Raw genomic sequence first — 21665 nt, 5'->3', positions numbered from 1 at the left:
CGCCCGTATTGAACGTTTGCGACAAACGAGTATAAACTCCGGACATGACTCATCCGAACTCCACCCGCCTGATCGTGCCGCCGTTCGCGCTTGCCTCCTGCGTGCGCGCCTGCATCACGCGCAGCACGGTGGAGGCGCCGCTGGCCGAAGCGGCCGATCGCTTTAACCATTTCCCCGCCACGCCGCTATGCTCCATCACCTGGTTCATCGAAGGCGAGGCGGAAGTGGTCGAACCGCCGACGCCATCCCCAGCGATGCGCGCGGTGTTCTGCGGCCCGCAGACGCGTCCCCTGACCACCTACAACCCCGGCCCGGTGCGCATCTTCATGCTGATGTTCTACCCGCAGGCGATGCACGCGTTGAGCGACATCGACGTGCCGAACTGGGTGGACCGCTGGGCGCCGCTGGACGAAGTACTCGGCGCGGATTGGGAAGCGATGTCGGACGCGGTGCTGGCGGCCACCGACGATGACGCGCGGCTGGCGGCCATCGCCTCCTTCCTCGAGCCGCGCTGGCAAACCAGCCGGCCGAGCGGCGCGGCCGGCATCGCCGGCGATTGGGTGCGGCATCTGGCCTGGCAGGCCGCCGATTCGGTGCTGGGACGCGGGGTGCGCAGCATCGAGCGCCGCATCAAGGCCAGCGCCGGCCAGCCCTTGCGCAAGCTGCTGCGGATGCAGCGCGCCGAGCTATCCTTCTTCGACGCGCGCGACGACTACCTGGCCGGCCGCGTGGTCTGGTCCGACGTGGCCGCGCGCGGCGGCTATTCGGATCAGGCGCATTTCTGCCGCGAGGCGCGCGAGATCACCGGCCAAAGTCCGGCCGAACTGGCGCGCGTGCTGGCCAGCGAGGAAAGCTACTGGATCTACCGGATCTGGACCTGACACGCGGCGCGCACCAGCGGGAACTCGATGCGCTTGAGCGCGCCTTTCAATGTGCCTTCGATGCTGGCGTGCAGCCGCTCCGGCGCCTCGAAGCGGTAGATCACGCGCTGCGGGAAATCGTGCTGGAGGTTCTCGAACACGACCTCGGTCGCATCGAGCTTGATGGCGCTGAAGCTGGCGGCCGGCTGGCCCGCAGGCTGCGCGTGGAACACCGCCGTGCCGTCGTCCGTGGCGGCGATACGCATGAACTCATAAGTCTTCAATTTGCCGCCCTTGATGGTGCGGCTCATGCCCAGCATGGCGCCGCCGGCCGGCGAGGTCCATTGCTCGCCCGATCCCGGCTCGCCGCCGACCGCGTTCCAGCAGCCGGCGAGCCAGCCCAGTTGTTCCAGCGGCGCGGCGTGCAGGACGGGCAGCATGCCGCAAGCGGCCAGCAAAGCCGCGACGTGACGCGCAAAACCAGGGCGGCGGTTCATGCCGGCACCAGCGCGGCGATGCGGTTGCGGCCGGCGCGCTTGGCCTGGTACAGCGCGCGGTCGGCGGCGCCGATCAGCGCCTCCATCTCCACCGGCGCGTCGACCTTCTGCGTGGCGATGCCGATGCTGACCGTGACCTGGTGCGTGTCGATGCCGCTGCGCTCATGCACGATTCCCAGTTCCTGCGCGCGGGCGCGGATGGTCTCGGCCATCATCGTGGCCTGCTCGACGTCGGTCTCTGGCAGGATCATGGCGAACTCCTCGCCGCCGTAGCGCGCCATCAGGTCGCACGGGCGCTTCAGCATGCCCGCCAGCGCGGCCGCGACCTGGATCAGGCACTGGTCGCCCTTCTGGTGGCCGTAGTGGTCGTTGTAGGCCTTGAAGTGGTCGATGTCGATCATCAGCAGCGACAGCGGCGTGCCGCCACGCTTGGCGCGCCGGTGTTCCTTCTCCATCGCGACGTCGAAGTGGCGCCGGTTGGCGATGCCGGTCAGGCCGTCCGAGAAGGTCTGCGAGCGCAGCACCATGGTTTGCTCGCGCAGCAGCTTCTCGCGCGCGACGGCGATGCTGACGTCGTTGATCTGGATCAGGCAGTGGCGCGGCGCGCCTTCGATCGCGATCGGCGTCACCTCCACCGCCTGCTGGATGCGTTCGTGGCGCGCCGCCGCCAGCGCGTTGCTGTACAGCGCGAATGGCGCCTTGTTCAGCGTCTGCGACAGCAGCGACGGGAAGTTGTTGTACAGCGCCTGCTGGATCGCGGCGTCGACCCGGCCGCCGCGCAGGCCGGGGCAGGTGGTGAAGAAGTCGCTGCCGATCACCTTGTCGTTGGTCAGGCCGGAGTGGCGGATCATCCATTCGTTCCACAGCACGATGCGGCGCTCGCCGTCGAGCACCACGGCGCCGATGTTGACCGCGCACAGGATGCTTTGCAGCAGATTGAGCCGGTCGCTGGCGGGCAGGGTGTGCATGGCCGTCATGCCTGGCCCATCGCGCGCGCGATGTAGAGATTGATCTGGCCCTTGAGGTCGTGCAGCGCGGTGATGTCGAGCACGAAGGCGACATAGCCGTGGATCTGGTGCTTCTCCAGCAGGAAGTCGATGTGCAGCATCAGCACCACGGTGCCGGCGCCGCTGCCGGTGGCGGTCAGGATTTCGTCGCTGGTGCCGAGGTGGTACTCCGGCAGCGAGCCTTGCAGCTCGTGCTGGAAGATGTTGGCCAGCGTGCCGACGCAGGAGTTGAGGATGATGTTGCCGATCTCGCACATGGCTTCCTGCTCCATCTCGGTCAGCTCCTTGATCGGCACCGACTCGCCCACCATCAGCCGCACGATCTCCAGGCTTTTATCCTCGGGGAACATGAGAATCGCCTCGGTCTCGAACGCGCCCTGGTAATGCTGGCTGATGCCGCAGATGCGTTCCGGCTCGGCGGCGTCGCGCGCGCCCAGCAGGCGCGCCGCCTCGGTGCGCGGGATGAAGCTGATCGACGGCACCGACATCCGCACCGCCTCGTGGACGATGGCGCTCATCGAGGCCGCCGCCTGGCCGACGCCGATGTTGAAGATCTCGATCAGCGCGTCGTTCTCCAGCTCGGACAGGTTGAACATGGCGTTCACGCGGTTTCCAGCGTCGCCAGCAGCTGCGCGATGCGGGCCTCGGTGATCGGTTTTTCGACGAAGCCGATGCCCATCGCGGCGGCGCGCTCGCGGGTCGCGGTCTGCACGTTGGCGGTCAGCAGCGAGATCGGCAGCGCGGGAAAATCCTGGCGCAGCTGCTCGGCGGCGGCGATCCCGCCCATGCCCGGCATGTTCACGTCCATCAGCACCAGGTCCGGCGCCACCTCGTGCGCCTTGAGCAGCGATTCCTCGCCGGTGGCCGCTTCGGCCACCACCCAATCGGCGCGCAACACCGAGATGTATTGGCGGGCCATCATGCGCGAGACGCGGCTGTCATCGACTATCAGGACTGTTTTGGCTTGCGTCATGGCGTATCCCCGGCGATCTTCTTTTGGACCTGCATTGCGCTCATTCTCGCATATCCGGCCCGGCTGCCGGCTACGATCGTTGCATCATTAACAGCACTTGTGCCAGTCTGCGACACCACGGCGCCGGCTGTGTTGTCTGAGCGCAATTTTTTGCCGAAAACAGGGAGGGGGGAGGGTGATCCGTTAAAATAGCGCCATTCGATTTCCCCTCTCTTATAGAAACATCATGACCCAAGACGAACTGAAACAAGCCGTAGCCCGCTCCGCCATCGATTACGTGGTGGCCAACGAGATCATCGGCGTCGGCACCGGCTCGACCGCCAATTTCTTCATCGACGAACTGGCCAAGATCAAGCACACCATCAAGGGCGCCGTGGCGTCGTCGGAAGCGACCGCCGCCCGCCTGCGCGGCCACGGCATCGAAGTGTTCGACCTGAACGACGTGCCGGAAATCGCGGTCTACATCGACGGCGCCGACGAGATCACCGACACCGGCGCCATGATCAAGGGCGGCGGCGCGGCGCTGACGCGCGAGAAGATCGTCGCCTCGGTGTCGAAGCGGTTCGTCTGCATCGCCGACGGTTCCAAGCTGGTCGAAGTGATGGGCAAGTTTCCGCTGCCGGTGGAAGTGCTGCCGATGGCGCGCGCCTCGGTCACGCGCGAGCTGGCCAGGATCGGCGGCACGCCGAAGCTGCGCCTCAAGCCGGGCACCGACGAAGCCTTCATCACCGACAACGGCGGCATGCTGATCGACGTCGCCGGCTTGTCCATCACCGATCCGGTGGCGCTGGAGCAGCGCATCAACCAGATCGTCGGCGTGATCGCGGTCGGCCTGTTCGCCGCGCGCGGCGCCAATGTCTGCCTGCTCGGCACCGCCGACGGCGTCAAGACGTTGACCTTCTGATCGTCTTACCCCGCAGGCCTGCTGGGGTCAGACCCGATGCGGGGTCTGACCCCTAAGTGGCGGAGCCGGCTTCGCCACTCAAGGTCGCGGGGTAGCGCGGCCGCCAACTACACAGAGAGCTCCCCCATGAATCGATTGTCCGTATTGCTGTTGTCTTGCGGGGTGCTGTTGAGCGCCTGCTCCTGGCTGCCTTCGAAATCGCGCGCCGACGCGGCGGCGGCCGCCGCGCGCGCACCGGTGCGCACCGTAGCCGCCGACGGCACGCCGTTGACGCGCGTCGACGGCGTCGAAATCGAGAAGGTGCCGTTCCGTCCCGGCGTATCGTCGGCGACGGTGGAGAAGCTGGCCAAGCAGCAGGGCTGCGCCGGCGGCTGGGGCGCGGGATTGGTGAGCGAACCGGGACCGGTCGAGATCTATCGCATGACCTGCGAAAGCGGGAAGGTCTACATGGCCAAGTGCGAGCTGAAACAGTGCAAGGCCATGTAAGATGAAACGCCGGCGGCTGCGCGCCGCCGGCTCGATGCCAGCTCAGTCGGCCGGTGGCGGCACGTAGCCCATGGCGGCGTCGGCGCCGTCGCCGAAGAAGTGTTTTTCCATCTGCGTCGCCAGGTATTTGCGGGCGCGCTGATCGGCCAGGTTCAGGCGGTTTTCGTTGACCAGCATGGTCTGGTGCTTGAGCCATGCGGCCCAGGCTTCCTTCGAAACCGTCTCATAAATCTTCTTACCCAGTTCACCCGGATACGGCGGGAAGTCCAAGCCCTCGGCTTCCTTGTTGAGTTTGATGCATTGAACGGTGCGGGCCATCAGTGTTGCTCCTAAAGCGGTATGTAAAGCGTCATTATAAGGTTTTCACCAGCACCTGTGATTTGCGCTGCCAGTTATACATGCGCTGGCGGTCTTTCGGCAGCGAATCGACGGTGGTCGGCACGAAGCCGCGCTTCTGGAACCAGTGCGAGGTGCGGGTGGTCAGCACGAACAACTTGGTGACGCCGATGGCGCGGGCGCGGTTCTCCATGTGCTTCAGGATACGCTCGCCGTCGCCCTGGGCCTGGACGTCTGGATTAACCGTCAAGCATGCCATTTCGGCCATCTTCTGTTCCGGGAACGGATACAGCGCGGCGCAGCCGAAGATCACGCCATCGTGCTCGATGACGGAGAAGTAGTCGATTTCGCGTTCGATCAGTTCGCGGCCGCGCTTGACCAGCGTGCCGTCGGCCTCCAGCGGTTCGATCAGCTTGATGATGCCGCCGACATCCTCGATGGTTGCCTGGCGCAGCGATTCCAGGTTCTCGTGCGAGATCATGGTGCCGACGCCATCATGGGTGAACAGCTCCAGCAGCGCCGAGCCGTCCATGCTGAACGAGACGATGTGCGAGCGTTCGACGCCGTTGTCGCAGGCCTTGATGCAGTGCTTCAGGTAGAACGCGGTGGCGTCGGGCAGGAAGCCGGCTTGCAGCACGGCTTCGGCCTGGTGCGACGACAGTTCGCGGATTTCGGTGCCGCCGGCGTCGGTCATCATCTCGGTTTCGGTGATGAAGATCAGTTTGTCGGCGTGCAGCGCGATGGCGGTGGAGCAGGCCACGTCCTCCATGGTCAGGTTGAACGCCTCGCCGGTCGGCGAGAAGCCCAGCGGCGACAGCAGCACCAGGCCGTCGGAGCCGAGGATGGAGTGGATGGTTTCGGCATCGACCTTGCGGGTGATGCCGGTCAGTTCGAGGTCGACGCCGTTGATCACGCCGAGCGGACGGGCGGTGATGAAGTTGCCGGAAATGATACGGATCGCCGCGTTCGACATCGGCGTGTTCGGCAAGCCCTGGCTGAACGCGGCCTCGATATCGAGTCGCAGTTCGCCGGCGGCCTCCTTGGCGCACTCCATGGCGGCGATGTCGGTGATGCGCACGCCGTTGTGGAAGCGGCCTTCGACGTTCCGCAGCGCCAGTTGTTCGGCCACCTGCGGGCGCGAGCCGTAGACCACGGTGACGTTGATGTCCAGCGCGTGCAGCAGGGACAGATCGTGGGCCAGCACCTGCAGCGCGCCGGCGCTGACCAGCTCACCGGGGAAGGCGACGACGAAGGTCTTGCCGCGGAAGGCGTGGATGTAGGGAGCGACGGAGCGCAGCCATTGGACGAATTGGGTAGGGTTTTCCATTAGCCGCATTATAATTCGGTGCGCGACGTCCGCGCCAAAACCTTTGTAAAAAACAATGTCAGAAGCCAGCAACAAGCCTAAACCCGCCCAAACCCGCCCCCCGCAAGCGAAAACCGCCCAACCGGCGCAGGCTCAGAGACGCGCACCCCGAACCGAGGCGGGGTCTGTCCCCGTACGGGGACAGACCCCTGGCTCCGCTTTGCGGGGTGGTGCGCGCGCGCCGCGTCCCGACGGCGAAGGCGGCTCGCTGGCCCAGCCGCCGCGTGCACCGCGCGGCGACGCCCGCCCGCGTCTGACGCCCGAGGAACTGGCCGCTCGCGAGGCCGAGCGCAATTTCCGCAATCCGCTGCCGCCGATCACCTATCCTGAAGACCTGCCGGTCTCCGGCCGCCGCCACGAAATCGCCGAAGCCCTGATGAACAACCAGGTCATCATCGTCTCCGGCGAAACCGGCTCCGGCAAGACCACCCAGCTGCCGAAGATCTGCCTGGAACTCGGCCGAGGCCAAAAAGGCATGATCGGCCACACCCAGCCGCGCCGTATCGCCGCTTCCTCGACCGCCAAGCGCATCGCGCAGGAACTCGGCACGCCGCTGGGCGAAACGGTCGGCTTCAAAGTCCGCTTCGCCGATACGCTGACCAAAGGCGCCTCGGTCAAGCTGATGACCGACGGTATCCTGCTGGCCGAAACGCAAACCGACCCGCTGCTCAAAGGCTACGACACCATCATCATCGATGAAGCCCACGAACGCAGCCTGAACATCGACTTCCTGCTCGGCTACCTGAAGCAGCTGCTGCCGCGCCGCCCCGACCTGAAGGTGATCATCACCTCCGCGACCATCGACGCCGACCGCTTCTCGCGCCACTTCGGCACGCCGGAGAAACCGGCGCCGGTGATCGAAGTCTCCGGCCGCCTGTACAAAGTGGAAGTGCGCTACCGCCCGATCGAAAGCGACGTGCAGAATCCCGCCGTGGCCAACGCCGAAGGCAAAGGCGCCCGCACCGCCGCCGCCCGCGAAAAACGCGACCTGATGGACGCCGTGGTCGACGGCGTCGATGAACTGTGCCGCATCGGCTCCGGCGACGTGCTGGTGTTCCTGCCCGGCGAACGCGAAATCCGCGACGTCGCCGAAGCGCTGCGCAAGCACCACCCGCCGCACGTCGAAATCCTGCCGCTGTTCGCCCGCCTGTCGGCCGAAGAACAGGAACGCGTGTTCAAGGTCAGCAACGCACGCCGCATCGTGCTGGCCACCAACGTCGCCGAAACCTCGCTGACCGTGCCCGGCATCCGCTACGTGGTCGACGCCGGCGTGGCGCGCGTCAAGCGTTACAGCTACCGCAACAAGGTCGAACAGCTGCAGATCGAACCGATCGCGCAATCGGCCGCCAACCAGCGCGCCGGCCGTTGCGGCCGCGTCGCCGACGGCGTCTGCATCCGCCTGTACGAAGAGCAGGACTATTTGCTGCGGCCGAAGTTCACCGAGCCGGAAATCCTGCGCTCGTCGCTGGCCTCCGTCATCCTGCGCATGAAGTCCCTGCATCTGACCGATGTGGAGACCTTCCCGTTCATCGAACCGCCGCTGGCGCGCGCCATCGCCGACGGCTACCAGCTGTTGCAGGAACTGGGCGCGGTCGACGAATACAACCAGCTGACGCCACTGGGCAACAAGCTGTCCAAGCTGCCGCTGGACCCGCGCGTCGGCCGCATGATCCTGGCCGCGCTGGACAACGCCAGCCTGAACGAAGTGCTGATCATCGCCTCCGCGCTGTCCGTGCAGGATCCGCGCGACCGCCCGATGGAACACCAGCAGGCCGCCGACGAAGCGCACAAGAAGTTCGCCGACGAGAAGTCCGAATTCCTCAGCTACATCAAGATCTGGAAGTGGTTCGAAAGCGCGATCGAGCACAAGAAGACCAACCGCCAGTTGATGGACAACTGCCGCGCCAACTTCCTGTCGCAGCTGCGCCTGCGCGAATGGCGCGACGTGCACTCGCAGCTGCTGACGATCGTCAAGGAGCAGGGCTGGCGCATCAACGAAGCGCCGGCCACCTACGAGAACCTGCACCTGGCGTTGTTGACGGGCCTGCTGGGCAACATCGGCTTCAAGGCCGAGGACGAGCCAGGCGCGGGCTATCTCGGCGCGCGCGGCATCAAGTTCAATATCTGGCCGGGTTCCTCGCTGTTGAAGAAACCGGGCAAGTGGATCATGGCGGCGGAACTGGTCGACACCACGCGCCTGTACGCGCGCTGCGTGGCGCAGATCCAGCCCGAGTGGCTGGAAAAGGTCGGCGGCCACCTGCTGAAGAAATCCTGGGGCGAGCCGCGCTGGGAAAAGAAATCGGCGCAGGTCACCGCGTCCGAGCGCGCGACCCTGTACGGGCTGGTGGTGTATAGCCAGCGCCGCATCAACTACGGCTTGTTCAATCCGACCGAGGCGCGCGAAATCTTCATCCGCGACGCGCTGGTCGGCGGCGACTATGAGACGCGCGCGCCGTTCTTCGCCCACAACCACAAGCTGATCAAGGAAATCGAAAACCTTGAGCACAAGTCGCGCCGCCTCGACGTGCTGGTCGACGATGAACTGATCGCCGCCTTCTACGACAAGCTGGTTCCGGCCGAGGTGGTCAACGGCGCCGGTTTCGAGAAGTGGCACAAGGACGCGACCGCGCAGGAACCGAAGCTGCTGTACCTGAACCGCGACGAGTTGATGCGCCACGAAGCGGCCGGCGTGACCACCGACCTGTTCCCGAAAATGATGTCGGTGACCGGCCTTGAGCTGGCGCTGACCTATCACTTCGAACCGGGCAGCGTGCGCGACGGCGTGACCATGGCGATCCCGTTGTACGCCCTGAACCAGCTGCCGCGCGAGCGCGTCGAATGGCTGGTGCCGGGCATGCTGAAGGAGAAGGTGCATCTGCTGCTTAAATCGCTGCCGCAAAAACTGCGCCGCCATTGTGTGCCGCTGCCGGACTACGCGGCCAAGTTCTGCGAGCGCGTCAACGAGGCCGGCACCTTCGGGCGCGGCGACCTGATCGACGCGATCATCGCCGACATCCGCAAGGAGATCACGATCGCGGTGCTGACCAGCGACTTCAAGCCGGAGACGCTGCCGGCGCACCACTTCATGAACTTCAAGGTGATCGACGAGCACGGACGCCAGCTGGAGATGGGCCGCAACCTGGCCACGCTGCAGGCGGAATTCGGCACGCAGGCGCGCGAGAGCTTCCAGAAGATGGCCGAGTCGTCCGCCGGCCAGGGCGTCAGCCTGCGCGCGGTGGCGCCGACCCCGGGCGGATCCGCGGCGGCATCGGCATCGGCGAAAGGCGGCGCGCCGGCCGCGCAGGGCAAGGGTTCGGCACCGGCGGCGGCTGCGGCCACCGCCAGCAGCGGCATCACGCTGACCGGCCTGACCTCGTGGACCTTCGGCGAGTTGCCGGAGCTGCTGGAGATCGCCCAGGGCAAGCTGACGCTGATCGGCTTCCCGGCGCTGGTCGACAAGGGCACGCACTGCGATCTGGAGGTCTTCGACGATCCGACCGCGGCGGCGCGCACGCACCGCGTCGGGCTGCGGCGCTTGTTCGCGTTGCAGATGAAGGACCAGATCAAGTTCATCGAAAAAGGCATCCCCGGCTTGCAGCAAATGGGCATGCAGTTCATGAGCATGGGCACGCAGGAGGAACTGCGCGAACAGATCATCAACAAGGCGCTGGACATCGCCTGCCTGCAGGATCCGCTGCCGGTGGACGCGGCGTCGTTCGCCAAGCGCAAGGACGAGGGCAAGTCGCGGCTGGTCTTGCTGGTGAACGAGATCGCGCGCCTGCTGTCGCAGGTGCTGACCGAGTTCCATGGCCTGCCGAAGCGCTTGCAAGGCTTGCCGGCGCAGGCTGCGGCGGATATGCAGTCGCAGTTGCAGGGGCTGGTCAACAAGCGCTTCCTGTCGGAGAACGAGTACAGCCAGCTGTCGCACTTCCCGCGCTATCTGAAGGCGATGAATGTGCGGATCGAGAAGCTGCGCGGCGATCCGTCCCGCGATGCGAAATTGATGGCGGAGTGGCAGCAGGCCGCGCTGCTGTACCAGCGTCTCATCAAGGACAAATCGGCCGGCAAGAACACCGATCCGAAGATGGTGGAGTTCCGCTGGATGCTGGAGGAGTTGCGCGTGTCGCTGTTCGCGCAGGAGCTGCGCACGCCGATGCCGGTATCGGTCAAGCGACTACAAAAAGTATGGGAGTCGATGCAGCGCTAAGCGCGTTGCCGAACGCAGTCCGGCGGTGGTTTCGCGGTAGACTTTATCTCAACAGGAGGTCGTTGCGATGAAGATCAAAACCGCTGGGTTGCTGCGTAGCCTGGTTCGTTCCGGCAAGCGGATGACCAAGCTGCTGGTGGCGGCGACGGCGCCCGCGCCCAAGCCGAAAACCAAGCGCAAGCGAAAGCCGGCGGCCGCTTCGGCCACTGCCGCGCCGCGACCGGCCGTGCGGCGCAAGGCTCCGGCTCCGGCCGCCGCTGTCGCCGCGCATATTCCGCCTTCGCCGGGCAAGTGGCTGGCATCGCACCTCACCGCCTACGGGCGCCGCATGAGCTACTGGCTCTACATCCCCAACAACATCCCTGAAGCGGCCCTCAGCAAAGGGCTGCCATTGCTGGTCATGCTGCACGGCTGCCAGCAAACCGCGACGCAGTTCGCGCAGGGCACGCGCATGAACCACTGGGCCGAGCAGATGGGTTACGCGGTGCTGTATCCGCAGCAGCTGGTCAGCACGCACGCGCAGCGTTGCTGGAAGTGGTACGACCGCGCCACGCAGGAGGGCGGCGGCGATGTGCCGATGATCGTCGGCATCGTCAACAAGGTGCTGACCGAGTATGCGGTCGACCGCTCGCGGATCTACATCGCCGGGATTTCCGCCGGCGCCGGCATGGCCAACATCGTCGCGCTGAATCATCCGCGTTTGTTCGCGGCGGTCGGGATGCACTCCGGCCCCGTGTTCGGCGCCGGCCACAACACCATCGGCGCGCTGGGCGTGATGCAGCACGGCGCCGGCCCGCGCGCCGATCTCGCCGCGCGCGAAGTGCTGCTGCGCCAGCCGCAGTTTCCCGGCATGCCGGCGATCCTGATCCAGGGGCAGGGCGACAGCGTGGTCCGCCCGATCAATCAAGTGCAGCTGGCGCGCCAAAGCCTGTTGCTGAACGGCCTGGCCGACGCCGCGAAGATCACCGAGAAGCCGCAAGGACGCGGCGGCAGCCGCAACGCCCACCGCCTGCACGACTTCTACGCCGGCCGCAAGCTGCTGCTGCGCGTCGCCCGCATCGAACAACTGGAACACGCCTGGAGCGGCGGCGACGCATCGCTGGCCTACAACGCCAAAGCCGGCCCCGACGCCAGCAAGATGATGCTGGACTTTTTCTCCCGCCATCAGCGCATTTGATACACATCAGCGACGCTGACATTTCGCTCGTTACTACTTGAATAGAGGAATAACATCACCTTTTTAATGTATCCTATGGAGTACGAAGTGAATATTCTTCAGACCGAGAGATTCTGTTCTTGGTGATCGCGCGGAGCGCGACAACTGTAGGGGATCATCATGGTGCTCAAATTGAAGAAATGGGATAGCGCTGAACACCTTCAGACTAAAGAAGACATCGCACTGTATTTTGATGCATGTCTTGAGGAAGCGGGAGATGATATCGCCTTCATCGCCAAGGCTTTGGGCAATATCGCCCGTGCGCACGGGATGACGCAGTTGGCGATCGATACGGGACTGGGACGGGAGAGTTTATATAAAGCCCTTTCCGCCGACGGCAATCCAAGTTTCGCGACGATCCTGAAGGTCACGCGTGCGCTCGGATTGCGATTCCATGTCGAGGTAGCCGCAGCGTAGTTTTATGGCTGCGTTGTCACCTTGCTGACGCGGCCCTGGGCGTCGATCATCACGACGGTTGGGATCTGGCGCACGCCGAAGGCGCGGAAGATGGCGCCGTCCTGGTCCAGCGCCAGCGGGATGCTGGTGCGCTTTTCCTTCGCATACGCCGCCAGCTCGCCGCGCGAGGTCCACAGCGGCGCCGAGATGCCTACCCATTCGACGCTGCGGTCCTTCGCCAGCCGCTCGGTCTCCAGCCGCACGCGCTCGCAGGCGCTGGACGTGGCCGGCCGCGTTTCGCGCAGATAGGATTCGCACCACGGCGAGAAGAACACCAGCGCGCGCGGCTTGCCGGCGCCGATGGCGATGTCCTTGCCGGCCAGCGTGGTGAGCTTGATGCCGCTCACCTGGTCGCCGACCTTGAAGGCCGCTTTCGCCGCGCTTTGCGGCGCCAGCGGAATCCCTCCCGGCGACGGCGGCGTGTTGGCGACGCGCTCCAGCGCATCATGCAAGGCCTGGTCGTCCAGATGGCCGACATGGACGATGCGGCCGTCGGCGTCGATGACCACATGCTGCGGCGTGACGCGCAGATCGAGCTGGCCGCCCAGTGTGCCGTCGTCGGTCACGACCGGCATGTGCAGGCCATATTGTTCGCGGAAGGCGCGCACGGCGGCCTCGGTCTCGCTATAGCCGGTATTGACCGCCACCACGGCGATGCGCTTGCCGTACTGCTGATAGAGCTTCTCGAAGCCCGGCGACTGCTGGCGGCATGGCACGCACCACGTGGCCCAGAACTTCAGGTACACCGGCTGTTTACCGTACAGCGAAGCGAGGTCGATGCGCTGGCCGTCGATGCTGGTCAGCGTCGCCGCCGGACCGGGATGGCCGACCAGCTTCTGGCCGACGCGCTGCGCGCGCTGCTTGCCGTCGCCGCCGTCGTCATTGGCCGCCGCGACCGATGCTCCGTAATGCAGTAAGCCGCACAGCGCGAAGAATAATGCACGCCATTTCATGTGTCGCCCGTGATAAGTTCAATGTCACTCATGCTACTCAGGCGCTGGCGTGGACGAAAGGTGCAAGAACGATGTAAACGACTGGGCCAAGCCTACAGCAGCAGGAACGCCAGCGCCGATACGGCGGTCGGCGCCAGCGCGCCAAGCAGCAGGCCGATGGCGCCAATCGACTCGTCGCGGAAGCCGCGCCGCAGCAGCGCCGCGCCGGCCGGATTCGGCGCGTTGGCGATCACCGTCAGGCCGCCGCCGGTGACCGCGCCGGCCATCAGCATGTATTGCGACGCCGGCGAAATACCTTGGATCAGCGAGCCGAGATAGGTCAGCGCGGCGTTGTCGGTGATCGCGGTCAGGCTCATCGCGCCAAAGAACAGCGCCAGTGGCGACAGGCTCTCGACAATGGGCTGCAACCACCATTGCTGCATCCCGCCCAGCACCACCAGCCCGGCCAGGAAAAAGCCGACCAACAAGGCCTCCTTGATGATCAGCGGACTTTGATAGCGCTCGTACGCCTGGGTGAAACCGAGGAACAGCATGAACACGCCGAGGAACAGCACCGGATGGTGGCCCAGCACCACCACCAGCGCCAGGAAGCCGAGGTGGAGCAAGCTCACCGTCACCGACGAGGCGGGCGCGTCGCCGGCGGCGCGCAGCGGCGCATGCAGATACTTACGCAGCATGAAGGTGATGGCGCTGGCGTTGACGACAACCGCGAGCGCGGCCTTCCAGCCGAAATGCGCGGCCATGTAGGCGCTGTCCCATTGCCAGGTCTGTGCCACCATCAGCACCGGCGGCGCGGCGTACGAGGTCAGCATGCCGCCGATCGAGACGTTGACGAACAACACGCCCAGCGCGCCATACTTCAGCCATTCCGGCACGCCGTCGCGGAACACCAGCGGCGCCAGCATCAGTGCGGCCAGCGTCATCGCGGCCGGCTCGGTGATCAGGGAACCGGTCAGCGGCACCAGCGCCAGGCCGAACCAGACCAGCGCCAGCTCGGTGCGCAGCGGCACCACCCTGGCCAGCGCCAGCAGCACGCGCTGCACGATATCGAGCACCGGGCGCGATGCGGCCACCACCATCACGGCGAACACGAACAGCGGCTCGGTATAGTGGCGCGACTCGGCGTAGCGCATGGCGGCGGCGCCGCCGTCGAGGAAGGCCATGGTGATGATCAGGATGAAGGCCCAGAAGCCGAACACCACCTCGACCTCGCCCAGCAAGTGGAACAGCCCGGCATGGCGCGGGTAGCGGTGCGACAGCAATTCGAAGGATTTGGCCGCGAAAGTGTGCAACAGCGCCAGGCCGAACAGGACCGCGCCCACCAGTTGTATCGTTTGCAAAGGAATGTCCTTTCGTGTGTTCTCTGGCAACATGTTACAGCAAAGGCGCGCGCGTATCAGATAGGACTTGCCAAACTGGCCTCCAAATAGTACTGTGTATTTATACAGTATTTGCGGTAAAATTCGATGACACACATAGCCACCTCCATACGTTCGGCGGCGCCCGAAGCCCTGCATCCGTCCCTGTGGCGGGCATCGCAACTGGCGCACAGCGCCACCCGCTGCGTCGACACCGGCTTCGCCGCCTTGTCGGCGCAGTTGCCGGGCGGCGGCTGGCCGCTGGGCAGCCTGACCGAGTTGCTGCTGCAACAGCACGGCATCGGCGAGCTGCGGCTGTTGCGGCCGGCGCTGGCGGGACTGGGCAAGCGTCCCATCGTGCTGTTGCAGCCGCCGCATGCGCCGCAGGCGCTGGCGCTGGCCGCCCTGGGGCTGGAACCGTCGCAACTGATCTGGATCCGCAGCGGCGCCAAAAGCGGCGACGCGCTGTGGGCGGCCGAACAGGTGTTGCGCAGCGGCTGTTGCGGCGCGCTGCTGCTGTGGCAAACCCATGCGCGCGGCGAAACGCTGCGGCGCCTGCATCTGGCGGCGCAAAGCGGCGAGACCTTGTTCTGCATGCTGCGGCCGTTGGCGGCGGCGCAGGATTCGTCGCCGGCGCCGCTGCGCTTGTCGCTGGCGCCGGCGGCGGGCGGCATCGAGATCGGCTTCGTCAAGCGACGAGGACCGCAGCGCGACGCCCCGTTGTTTCTTCCATTAACGCCTTCACTCCTTCAACGCCATGCGACTCTGGATAGCGATACACCTGCCGTTGTTGCCGCTCGAAGTATTCTGCCCGCGCTGGTCTGAGGACAGCTGCACGGTGGTGCTGGAGCAGGAGCGGGTGGCGGCCATGTCGGCGCTGGCGGCCGGCGCCGGCGTGCAGCTCGACATGCGACGCGGCGGCGCGCTGATGCTGGCGCCGCAGTCGCAATTTCATCAGCGTGCGCCGCAGCTGGAGGTGGAGGCGATGCAGGCGGTGGCGATGGCGCTGCTGCAATTCACGCCGCAGCTGGCGCAGGCCGAGGAGGCCACGCTGCTGCTCGACATCGGCGCCAGTCTGCGCTTGTTCGGCGGCATCCGCGCGCTGTGCCGGCAGGTCGCGGCCAGCATGCGCGCGCTGGGATTCACAGCCGTGCTCAGTTGCGCGCCAAGCGCGCGCGGCGCCTGGCTGCTGGCCCGCAGCAACGCGGGGCGGGCCTTGACGATGGAGGCGTTAGTGCGGCGCATGGACCGCTTGCCCTGCAGCCTGCTGCCCCCGGCTCGACCCTACCTGAGCTGGTTGGAGGGCATCGGGTGCATGACGCTGGGTGAGATGCGCCGCCTACCGCGTCCCGGCTTGCAGCGGCGCTGCGGCCGGGCCTTGCTGGACATGCTGGACGACGCCCACGGCGAACGGCCGGAACTGCATCAATGGCTGGAGGCGCCGGCCAGCTTCCGCGCCAAGCTGGAGCTGTTCGACCGGGTCGAGAACGCCGAGGCTCTGCTGTTCGGCGCGCACCGTTTGCTGCTGCAACTGACGGGATGGCTGAGCGCGCGCCAGCTCGCGGTCGAGCGCATTCATTTGCTGATGGAGCATGAGCGCGGCAAGGTGGCGCGGCCGCCGACGCTGATCGAGATCGTGCTGGCCGAGCCGACCTGGCGCGACGCGCATCTGGTGCGGCTGCTGAAGGAGCGGCTGGCCAAGCAGGTGCTGGACGCGCCGGTGATCGGCCTGTGCCTGGAAGCGCCGCAGGTGCAGCCGATGGCGCCGCCGAGCGACTCGCTGTTTCCCGAGCCGGGCGGCAGCAAGGAGGATTGGCAGCGGCTGCTGGAGTTGCTGACGGCGCGGCTGGGGCCGGAGAACGTGCTGCAAGCGGCGCCGCGCGCCGACTACCGGCCGGAGCAGGCCAACGCCTGGGTCAGCGTGCAGGAAAAAATCCGTCCCGCCGACGCGCGCGCGCAACTGCCGCCGGACATGCCGAGTCTGCCGCGTCCGGCATGGCTGCTGGCCAAGCCGATCGCCTTGCTGATGCGCGACCACCGGCCGTACTACGGCTCGCCGTTGCGCATCATGTCGACCGGCGAGCGCATCGAAGCCGGCTGGTGGGGCCAGATGCAAACCCGCGACTATTTCATCGCCGAAGGCGCCGACCGCGCCCACTACTGGCTCTACCGCGAACGCAACGCCAACGCCGCCGACCTCTCGCCGCGCTGGTATCTGCAAGGATTGTTTGGTTAAATAGCATCTGGAACTTCTCACCGGGGTAAGCGATGCAATCACAACGACAGGAATTCACCGGCGCCGATGGGCTGAAGCTGGCGGCGCGGCTCGATGCGCCGGAGGGCGAGGCCAAGGCCTATGCCTTGTTCGCCCATTGCTTTACCTGCGGCAAGGACGTGTTCGCGGCCAGCCGCATCGCGCAGGCGCTGACCGAGCATGGCATCGCCGTGCTGCGCTTCGACTTCACCGGCCTCGGCGCCAGCGAGGGCGAATTCGCCAACACCAACTTTTCATCCAACCTGGCCGACCTGGTGGCGGCGGCCGATTTCCTGCGCGCCACGTATCAGGCGCCGCGCCTGCTGATCGGCCACAGCCTGGGCGGCGCGGCGGTGCTGGCGGCGGCCGCCGACATGCCGGAGGTGAAGGCGGTGGTGACCATCGCCGCGCCCAGCGATCCGTCGCATGTGACCGGCCTGTTCAGCGCGCACCTGGACCAGATCGCGCGCGACGGCGAGGCCAATGTGCAATTGGCGGGCAGGCCTTTCCGCATCAAGCAACAGTTTGTCGATGATGCGGGCGAGCATAATTTGAAGGTGAAGATCGCGGCCCTGAAGCGGGCCTTGATGGTGATGCATGCGCCGGGCGACGACACCGTGGGTATCAGCAATGCGATGGAGATCTTTACGGCGGCCAAGCATCCGAAGAGCTTCGTGTCGCTCGACAGCGCCGATCACCTGCTGACCAGGCGCGAGGATGCGGTCTATGTCGCCAACCTGATCGCGGCCTGGTCCGGCCGCTACATCGGCTGATGCTTATTCGTCGTCGAACTCTTCGGCCAGGTCTTTCCAACCCTTGCCGGCGGCGAAGGTGTTGAATTCGTCCGGCGCTTCCAGCACCAGCAGCTTGCTTTCCTGCAGCACGGAGTCGCCGGCCGTCAGCGCCGGGCCCTTGTAGCCGACGGTGCGCAGTTGCGCCACCACGGCGTCGATCAGCGATTTGTCCTTGTGCAGGCCGCTGATCGAACTGGTGAAGTCCACATACACGTCGATCGCGCCGTAACCTTCGTCGAAGATACGGATCGCCTTGGCGTCGTGGGCCCGGCCGGAGCCGTCGGAGGCCTTGAATGGGCCGCTGAGTTGGATGTCGGTGTCTTTGTTCATAGGCAAAGCATACACCAAAATATGTCAGCTGAGCTTCGGCAAAAGCATACCGCGCTGCACCGCCGGACGCGCCGCCATCAGCGTCATCCAGCGCTGGATGTTGTGGCTGGCCGCCAGCTGTTGGCCCAGCGCCTGCTGCATTTTCTCGGCGGTCGCCGCCAGCCACGGGTAGGCGGCGATGTCGGCGATGCTGTAGTCCGCGCCGGCCAGATAAGTGTGCTGCGCCAGCTGCCGGTCCATCACACCCAGCAGGCGTTCGGCTTCGTCGAGGAAGTGCTTGCTGGCTATGGCCGATTTCTCCTTGGCGCGCAATTCGAAGAAGCCGACCTGGCCCAGCATCGGACCGAGCCCGCCGATTTGCCAGTGCAGCCATTCCAGCACCTGGTAGCGCGCCGCGCCGGAGGCGGGCAGCAGCTGGCCGGTCTTCTCGGCCAGGTAGGTCAGGATGGCGCCGCTCTCGAACACGGTGACGGTCCGGCCATCGGCGTCGTCGTCGACGATGGCGGGAATCTTGTTGTTCGGCGACAGGGCGAGGAAAGCCGGTTCGAACTGCTCGCCCTTGCCGATGTCGACGGTGGCGATGCGGTACGGGATGCCGAGCTCTTCCAGCATGATGGGGATCTTGCGGCCGTTCGGGGTGGTCCAGGTGTGCAGCGTGATCATGTCGGTCCTCCAGATGGGATACCGCTACGATAAGCTATCTGGACACCATGTTGCGCCCGCTACGTTTGGCGCGGTACAGCGCCTGGTCGGCCTGCTCGTAGATTTCGCACTGGCCCAGCGCGGAGTCGTGCGCGATGAAGGCCAGCCCCAGCGACAGCGTGACGTGGCCGCTCGGCGGGTTGGATTGATGCGGGATGCGGCGCGCCGCCATGCCGGCGCGGATCTGCTCGGCCAGCGCCAGGCTTTCGTCCGGGCCGCTGCTGGCGAACAGACAGGCGAACTCGTCGCCGCCGATGCGGAAGCTGAGGTCGCCCGGCCGGTGCAGCGTGGCGTGCAGGCACTCGGCCACCGCCCGCAGCACCAGGTCGCCCTGCGGGTGGCCGTAGGTGTCGTTGTATTCCTTGAAGCGGTCGACGTCGGCCAGCAGCAGCGTCATCACGCGGTGGTCGCGGTGGGCGCGCTTTTGTTCCTCATGGAAGCGGATGTTGAAGTAGCGCCGGTTTTTCAGGCCGGTCAGCTCGTCGGTGACGCTGTCGTCGTGCGCGGCCTTGGCGTCGGTGATGTCGGTCGAGACGGCGCAGGTGGCGTAGACCTCGCCGGCGTCGTCGAACAGCGGGAACTTCACGGTGCGGTAGGTGTGCAGCGTCTTGTCGCGATGGTAGACCGACTCTTCCTCGCGGATCGGGCGCTTTTCCAGCGCCGCCCGGCGATCGTTGCACCACAGCTGTTCGGCGATCTCGCACGGGAACAGGTCGAACACATTGGAGCCGACGAAGGTGGCGGCGTCGTAGCCGTCGAGGATCTCGAAGTGGCGGTTGGCCATGGTCACCGTGCCGCGCAGATCCTTGGTCGAGATCAGCACCGGCGCATGGTCGAGCAGGGCGCGCAGGATGCGGTCGGACTCGCGCAGTTCGTCAAGCTCGCTGCGCGTGGTGGGGCGGGAGTCGTTCCGGTCGGGCATGAATCCAGTATAACCCGGAGCCGGCGCGGGGCCGGCTCCATTCGTTGCAACAATTACTTTAATGGTTGCAAAATTGCCGCAAGCCGATCCGGGGTGCCGGCGATGCGTTCCAGGCGCGGGTACTTCAGGCCGCCGTGGTAATCCAGCGCGACGGTCTGGTACAGATTGCCCTTCTTGACCAGCAGGCTGATCGGTTCCTTGGCGGTCTTGGCGGCGGTGACGGCGGCGCGCAGCAGTTCCGGCTTGTAGGCACGGCCGTTGACGGCCAGCAGCGTGGTGCCGCCCGACAGGCCGGCCTTGAAGCCGACGCCGTCCCATTGGAACGCTTCCAGCTTGCCTTCGGCGCCGACCGAGAAGCCCAGCGAATACTGGAAGTTGGCCGACTTGCTCAGGTCTTCCTGCGCCTTGAGGAAGTCGGTCTGCTTTTCGGCGTAGACCAGTTTCCAGCCGGCGCGCGCCAGGCCGTCCAGCGGCGCGCCCGGGCCGTGGCCGTCCAGGCGGGTGCGCAGGAAGCTCTTCCAGTCATACGGCTGGATCGCGTTCAAGGCCTTGACCACGTCCTCGAAGGTGTAGTGCTTGGCGACGTTGACGCCGTCGTCGACGCCGAAGAAGCTGCGCGCGAAATCGTTCAGCGAACGCTGGTCGTTGGACAGTTCGCGGATCTTGGTGTCGGCGTCCAGCCAGATCAGCTGGCCTTCGGAGTAGTAGTCCTCGGCGCGCTGCCAGTTGTTCCAGCCTTGCGGACGGCGCGCGTTGACGATCGGATCGTTGGTGGTGTCCTGCACCGCGCGCCAGTCGCGGCCCTTGACGTTGTCGTAGCGTGCGGCGGTGGCGGCCAGCTGGTCGCGCGTGTGGTCCGGCGTGATCAGGCCGGAACGGGCCGCCAGGACTGCGCCCCAGTACTGGGTCTGGCCCTCGTACACCCACAGCAGCGTGTTCTGCAGAGGCGTGTTGAAATTGGGGACGTTCTGGTCGGCCGGACGGCGGAACTTGCCGTTCCACGAGTGCGTGAATTCGTGCGACAGCAGTTCGCGCCGCGCCTCGTACTTGTTCCATTCGGCGAAGTAGCCGAGCTTGACGGCGTTCTCGCTCGACTGGTGGTGCTCGCGTCCGATGCCGCCGAATTCGTCGCTGATGGCGAACAGGAAATCGTAGTGCTTGTAGTGCTGCGAGTTAAACAGTTTATACGCTTGCTGCACCATGGCGCGGTGCGGCGCGATCTGTTCCGGCGTCGCCTCCAGCTGCTCGGCCGAGTCGGCCACGACATTCAGGTGCACCGGAATCTTCGCGCCCGGATCGAGGTCGATGCGGCGGAAGTAGCGGCCGGCGAAGATCGGCGAATCCATCATCGCCTCCAGATCCAGCGGCTTGAAGGCGATCTCGTCGCCGACGCGTTCGGCCTGCTCCAGCGCGCTGCCGTATTGCCAGCCGGCCGGCACCGTCAGGTTCGGCTGCACCGTGATGCGGCGGCTGTCGTAGCCGGCCGGGTACAAGGTCAGCGATTGCCACTGCACGCCGACGATGTCGTTGGTGATGGTGGTGCGGCCCTGGTTGGCCTCGACCGGCGACAGGTACTGGAATTCCACCTCGACGCCGCTGACGCTCTTCGGCACCTCGATGTGGAAGGCGTAGACGTTGACGGTGTCGCGCTTCCATTCCAGCGGCTTGCCGTTGGCGCTGACCTTGAGGCCGGCGAACTGGTTCAGCGCGCCGCTGGGGCCGTGGTTGGCCGGGATCCACTGCGGATACAGCAGCGTCAGCTTGCCGGGCTTGGCCGGGATGCTTTCGCGCACGCGGAAGATTTGCTGGGCGGTGTTGGTGGCGTCCACTTTCAACACGATGGTGCCCGGGTAGGGCTGGTCGGAGATGGACTGTGCCTGGGCGCTGAAGGCGGTGGCCAGCAGGACGGCGAGAGCGGCGCGGGTAATGGTCATGGTCATGAACGTTGATGGACAAGCGAAAGAGTGTAGCACGCGAGCAACTTGCAAATCTTGCAAAGAGATGACGCAGCGCAGCGAAAATATTTTTAAAAAAAGTTGGCGTC

At 65.7% G+C, this 21665-nt stretch carries 21 protein-coding genes; 9 read left to right on the top strand and 12 right to left on the bottom strand.

The features are described from left to right. Positions 1-44 precede the first annotated feature (44 nt). Positions 45-881, top strand: a complete 837-nt coding sequence (locus tag GW587_RS08540; protein WP_166101059.1) for a helix-turn-helix domain-containing protein — start codon at positions 45-47, stop codon at positions 879-881. On the opposite strand, the gene GW587_RS08535 is transcribed toward GW587_RS08540, so the two are convergent. The 4 genes from GW587_RS08535 to GW587_RS08520 are packed head-to-tail and all read right to left on the bottom strand — an operon-like array spanning position 863 to position 3337. Further along, entirely contained in the window at positions 863-1357 is a 495-nt protein-coding gene (locus GW587_RS08535; protein ID WP_166101056.1) for a DUF6265 family protein, read from the bottom strand. The two genes, GW587_RS08540 and GW587_RS08535, sit on opposite strands and share 19 nt — an antisense overlap. Beyond that, positions 1354-2334, bottom strand: a complete 981-nt coding sequence (locus GW587_RS08530) for a sensor domain-containing diguanylate cyclase (protein ID WP_371875560.1) — start codon at positions 2332-2334, stop codon at positions 1354-1356. The genes GW587_RS08535 and GW587_RS08530 overlap by 4 nt, the downstream gene beginning before the upstream one ends. Further along, positions 2331-2960, bottom strand: a complete 630-nt coding sequence (locus GW587_RS08525) for a chemotaxis protein CheC (RefSeq protein WP_166101616.1) — start codon at positions 2958-2960, stop codon at positions 2331-2333. The genes GW587_RS08530 and GW587_RS08525 overlap by 4 nt, the downstream gene beginning before the upstream one ends. 5 nt (positions 2961-2965) lie before the next feature. Then, complete coding sequence (locus GW587_RS08520; protein WP_166101053.1) at positions 2966-3337, bottom strand: response regulator; 372 nt, start codon at positions 3335-3337, stop codon at positions 2966-2968. A gap of 226 nt (positions 3338-3563) precedes the next feature. Between GW587_RS08520 and rpiA the strand changes: the two genes are divergently transcribed. Beyond that, positions 3564-4241 (top strand): ribose-5-phosphate isomerase RpiA, encoded by a 678-nt coding sequence (rpiA, locus tag GW587_RS08515; protein WP_166101051.1) that lies wholly within the window; start codon positions 3564-3566, stop codon positions 4239-4241. Positions 4242-4367: 126 nt separating this feature from the next. Beyond that, positions 4368-4727, top strand: a complete 360-nt coding sequence (locus GW587_RS08510) for a hypothetical protein (RefSeq protein ID WP_166101048.1) — start codon at positions 4368-4370, stop codon at positions 4725-4727. Positions 4728-4769: 42 nt separating this feature from the next. Here the strand turns inward: GW587_RS08510 and GW587_RS08505 are convergent, their stop codons facing one another. Then, positions 4770-5045, bottom strand: coding sequence for an oxidative damage protection protein (locus GW587_RS08505; protein WP_166101046.1), 276 nt, complete (start codon positions 5043-5045; stop codon positions 4770-4772). Positions 5046-5079: 34 nt separating this feature from the next. Then, entirely contained in the window at positions 5080-6390 is a 1311-nt protein-coding gene (gene argA / locus GW587_RS08500; protein WP_166101044.1) for an amino-acid N-acetyltransferase, read from the bottom strand. A gap of 55 nt (positions 6391-6445) precedes the next feature. Here argA and hrpA point away from each other — a divergent pair, with 55 nt between their 5' ends. The 3 genes from hrpA (at position 6446) to GW587_RS08485 (ending at position 12269) form a co-directional block, all read left to right on the top strand. Continuing rightward, a complete protein-coding gene (gene hrpA / locus GW587_RS08495; protein WP_371875559.1) occupies positions 6446-10636 on the top strand; it encodes an ATP-dependent RNA helicase HrpA in 4191 nt (1396 codons plus the stop codon). 67 nt (positions 10637-10703) lie between these two features. Then, positions 10704-11813, top strand: a complete 1110-nt coding sequence (locus tag GW587_RS08490) for an extracellular catalytic domain type 1 short-chain-length polyhydroxyalkanoate depolymerase (RefSeq protein WP_229259356.1) — start codon at positions 10704-10706, stop codon at positions 11811-11813. Positions 11814-11972: 159 nt separating this feature from the next. Next, positions 11973-12269, top strand: coding sequence for an addiction module antidote protein (locus GW587_RS08485; protein ID WP_207393393.1), 297 nt, complete (start codon positions 11973-11975; stop codon positions 12267-12269). A 2-nt stretch (positions 12270-12271) separates the two neighbouring features. Here the strand turns inward: GW587_RS08485 and GW587_RS08480 are convergent, their stop codons facing one another. Together GW587_RS08480 and GW587_RS08475 are read right to left on the bottom strand one after the other, a co-directional pair. Next, the gene (locus tag GW587_RS08480) at positions 12272-13261 is read right to left on the bottom strand and encodes a TlpA family protein disulfide reductase (RefSeq protein ID WP_166101037.1); all 990 of its coding nucleotides are present in this window, start codon (positions 13259-13261) and stop codon (positions 12272-12274) included. A 92-nt stretch (positions 13262-13353) separates the two neighbouring features. After that, positions 13354-14601, bottom strand: a complete 1248-nt coding sequence (locus GW587_RS08475; RefSeq protein ID WP_166101034.1) for a putative Na+/H+ antiporter — start codon at positions 14599-14601, stop codon at positions 13354-13356. Between the two features lie 126 nt (positions 14602-14727). Here GW587_RS08475 and imuA point away from each other — a divergent pair, with 126 nt between their 5' ends. From imuA to GW587_RS08460, 3 genes are read left to right on the top strand one after another with little or no spacing between them, the layout of a single operon-like run. Then, positions 14728-15444 (top strand): translesion DNA synthesis-associated protein ImuA, encoded by a 717-nt coding sequence (imuA, locus tag GW587_RS08470; protein WP_166101031.1) that lies wholly within the window; start codon positions 14728-14730, stop codon positions 15442-15444. Beyond that, positions 15377-16855: a Y-family DNA polymerase gene (locus tag GW587_RS08465; RefSeq protein WP_166101028.1), complete on the top strand. Its 1479-nt coding sequence runs from the start codon at positions 15377-15379 to the stop codon at positions 16853-16855. Before imuA ends, GW587_RS08465 begins: the two co-directional genes overlap by 68 nt. Positions 16856-16887: 32 nt before the next feature. Continuing rightward, complete coding sequence (locus GW587_RS08460; protein ID WP_166101025.1) at positions 16888-17646, top strand: alpha/beta hydrolase family protein; 759 nt, start codon at positions 16888-16890, stop codon at positions 17644-17646. Positions 17647-17649: 3 nt separating this feature from the next. Here the strand turns inward: GW587_RS08460 and GW587_RS08455 are convergent, their stop codons facing one another. Genes GW587_RS08455 through GW587_RS08440 form a run of 4 tightly spaced genes read right to left on the bottom strand, consistent with a single transcriptional unit; the run spans position 17650 to position 21561 of the window. Continuing rightward, positions 17650-17997: a hypothetical protein gene (locus GW587_RS08455; RefSeq protein ID WP_166101023.1), complete on the bottom strand. Its 348-nt coding sequence runs from the start codon at positions 17995-17997 to the stop codon at positions 17650-17652. A 24-nt stretch (positions 17998-18021) separates the two neighbouring features. After that, positions 18022-18660 (bottom strand): glutathione S-transferase family protein, encoded by a 639-nt coding sequence (locus tag GW587_RS08450; RefSeq protein ID WP_166101021.1) that lies wholly within the window; start codon positions 18658-18660, stop codon positions 18022-18024. A 34-nt stretch (positions 18661-18694) separates the two neighbouring features. Then, positions 18695-19621: a sensor domain-containing diguanylate cyclase gene (locus GW587_RS08445; RefSeq protein ID WP_166101019.1), complete on the bottom strand. Its 927-nt coding sequence runs from the start codon at positions 19619-19621 to the stop codon at positions 18695-18697. Positions 19622-19674: 53 nt separating this feature from the next. Then, the gene (locus tag GW587_RS08440) at positions 19675-21561 is read right to left on the bottom strand and encodes a M61 family metallopeptidase (RefSeq protein WP_229259355.1); all 1887 of its coding nucleotides are present in this window, start codon (positions 21559-21561) and stop codon (positions 19675-19677) included. Positions 21562-21665: the final 104 nt, after the last annotated feature.

The sequence above is a fragment of the Duganella aceris genome (assembly GCF_011090165.1).
Lineage (GTDB): Bacteria > Pseudomonadota > Gammaproteobacteria > Burkholderiales > Burkholderiaceae_D > Rugamonas > Rugamonas aceris.
Note: the sequence above shows the minus strand (reverse complement) of the source record. Positions and strands in the feature narration are given on the sequence as shown.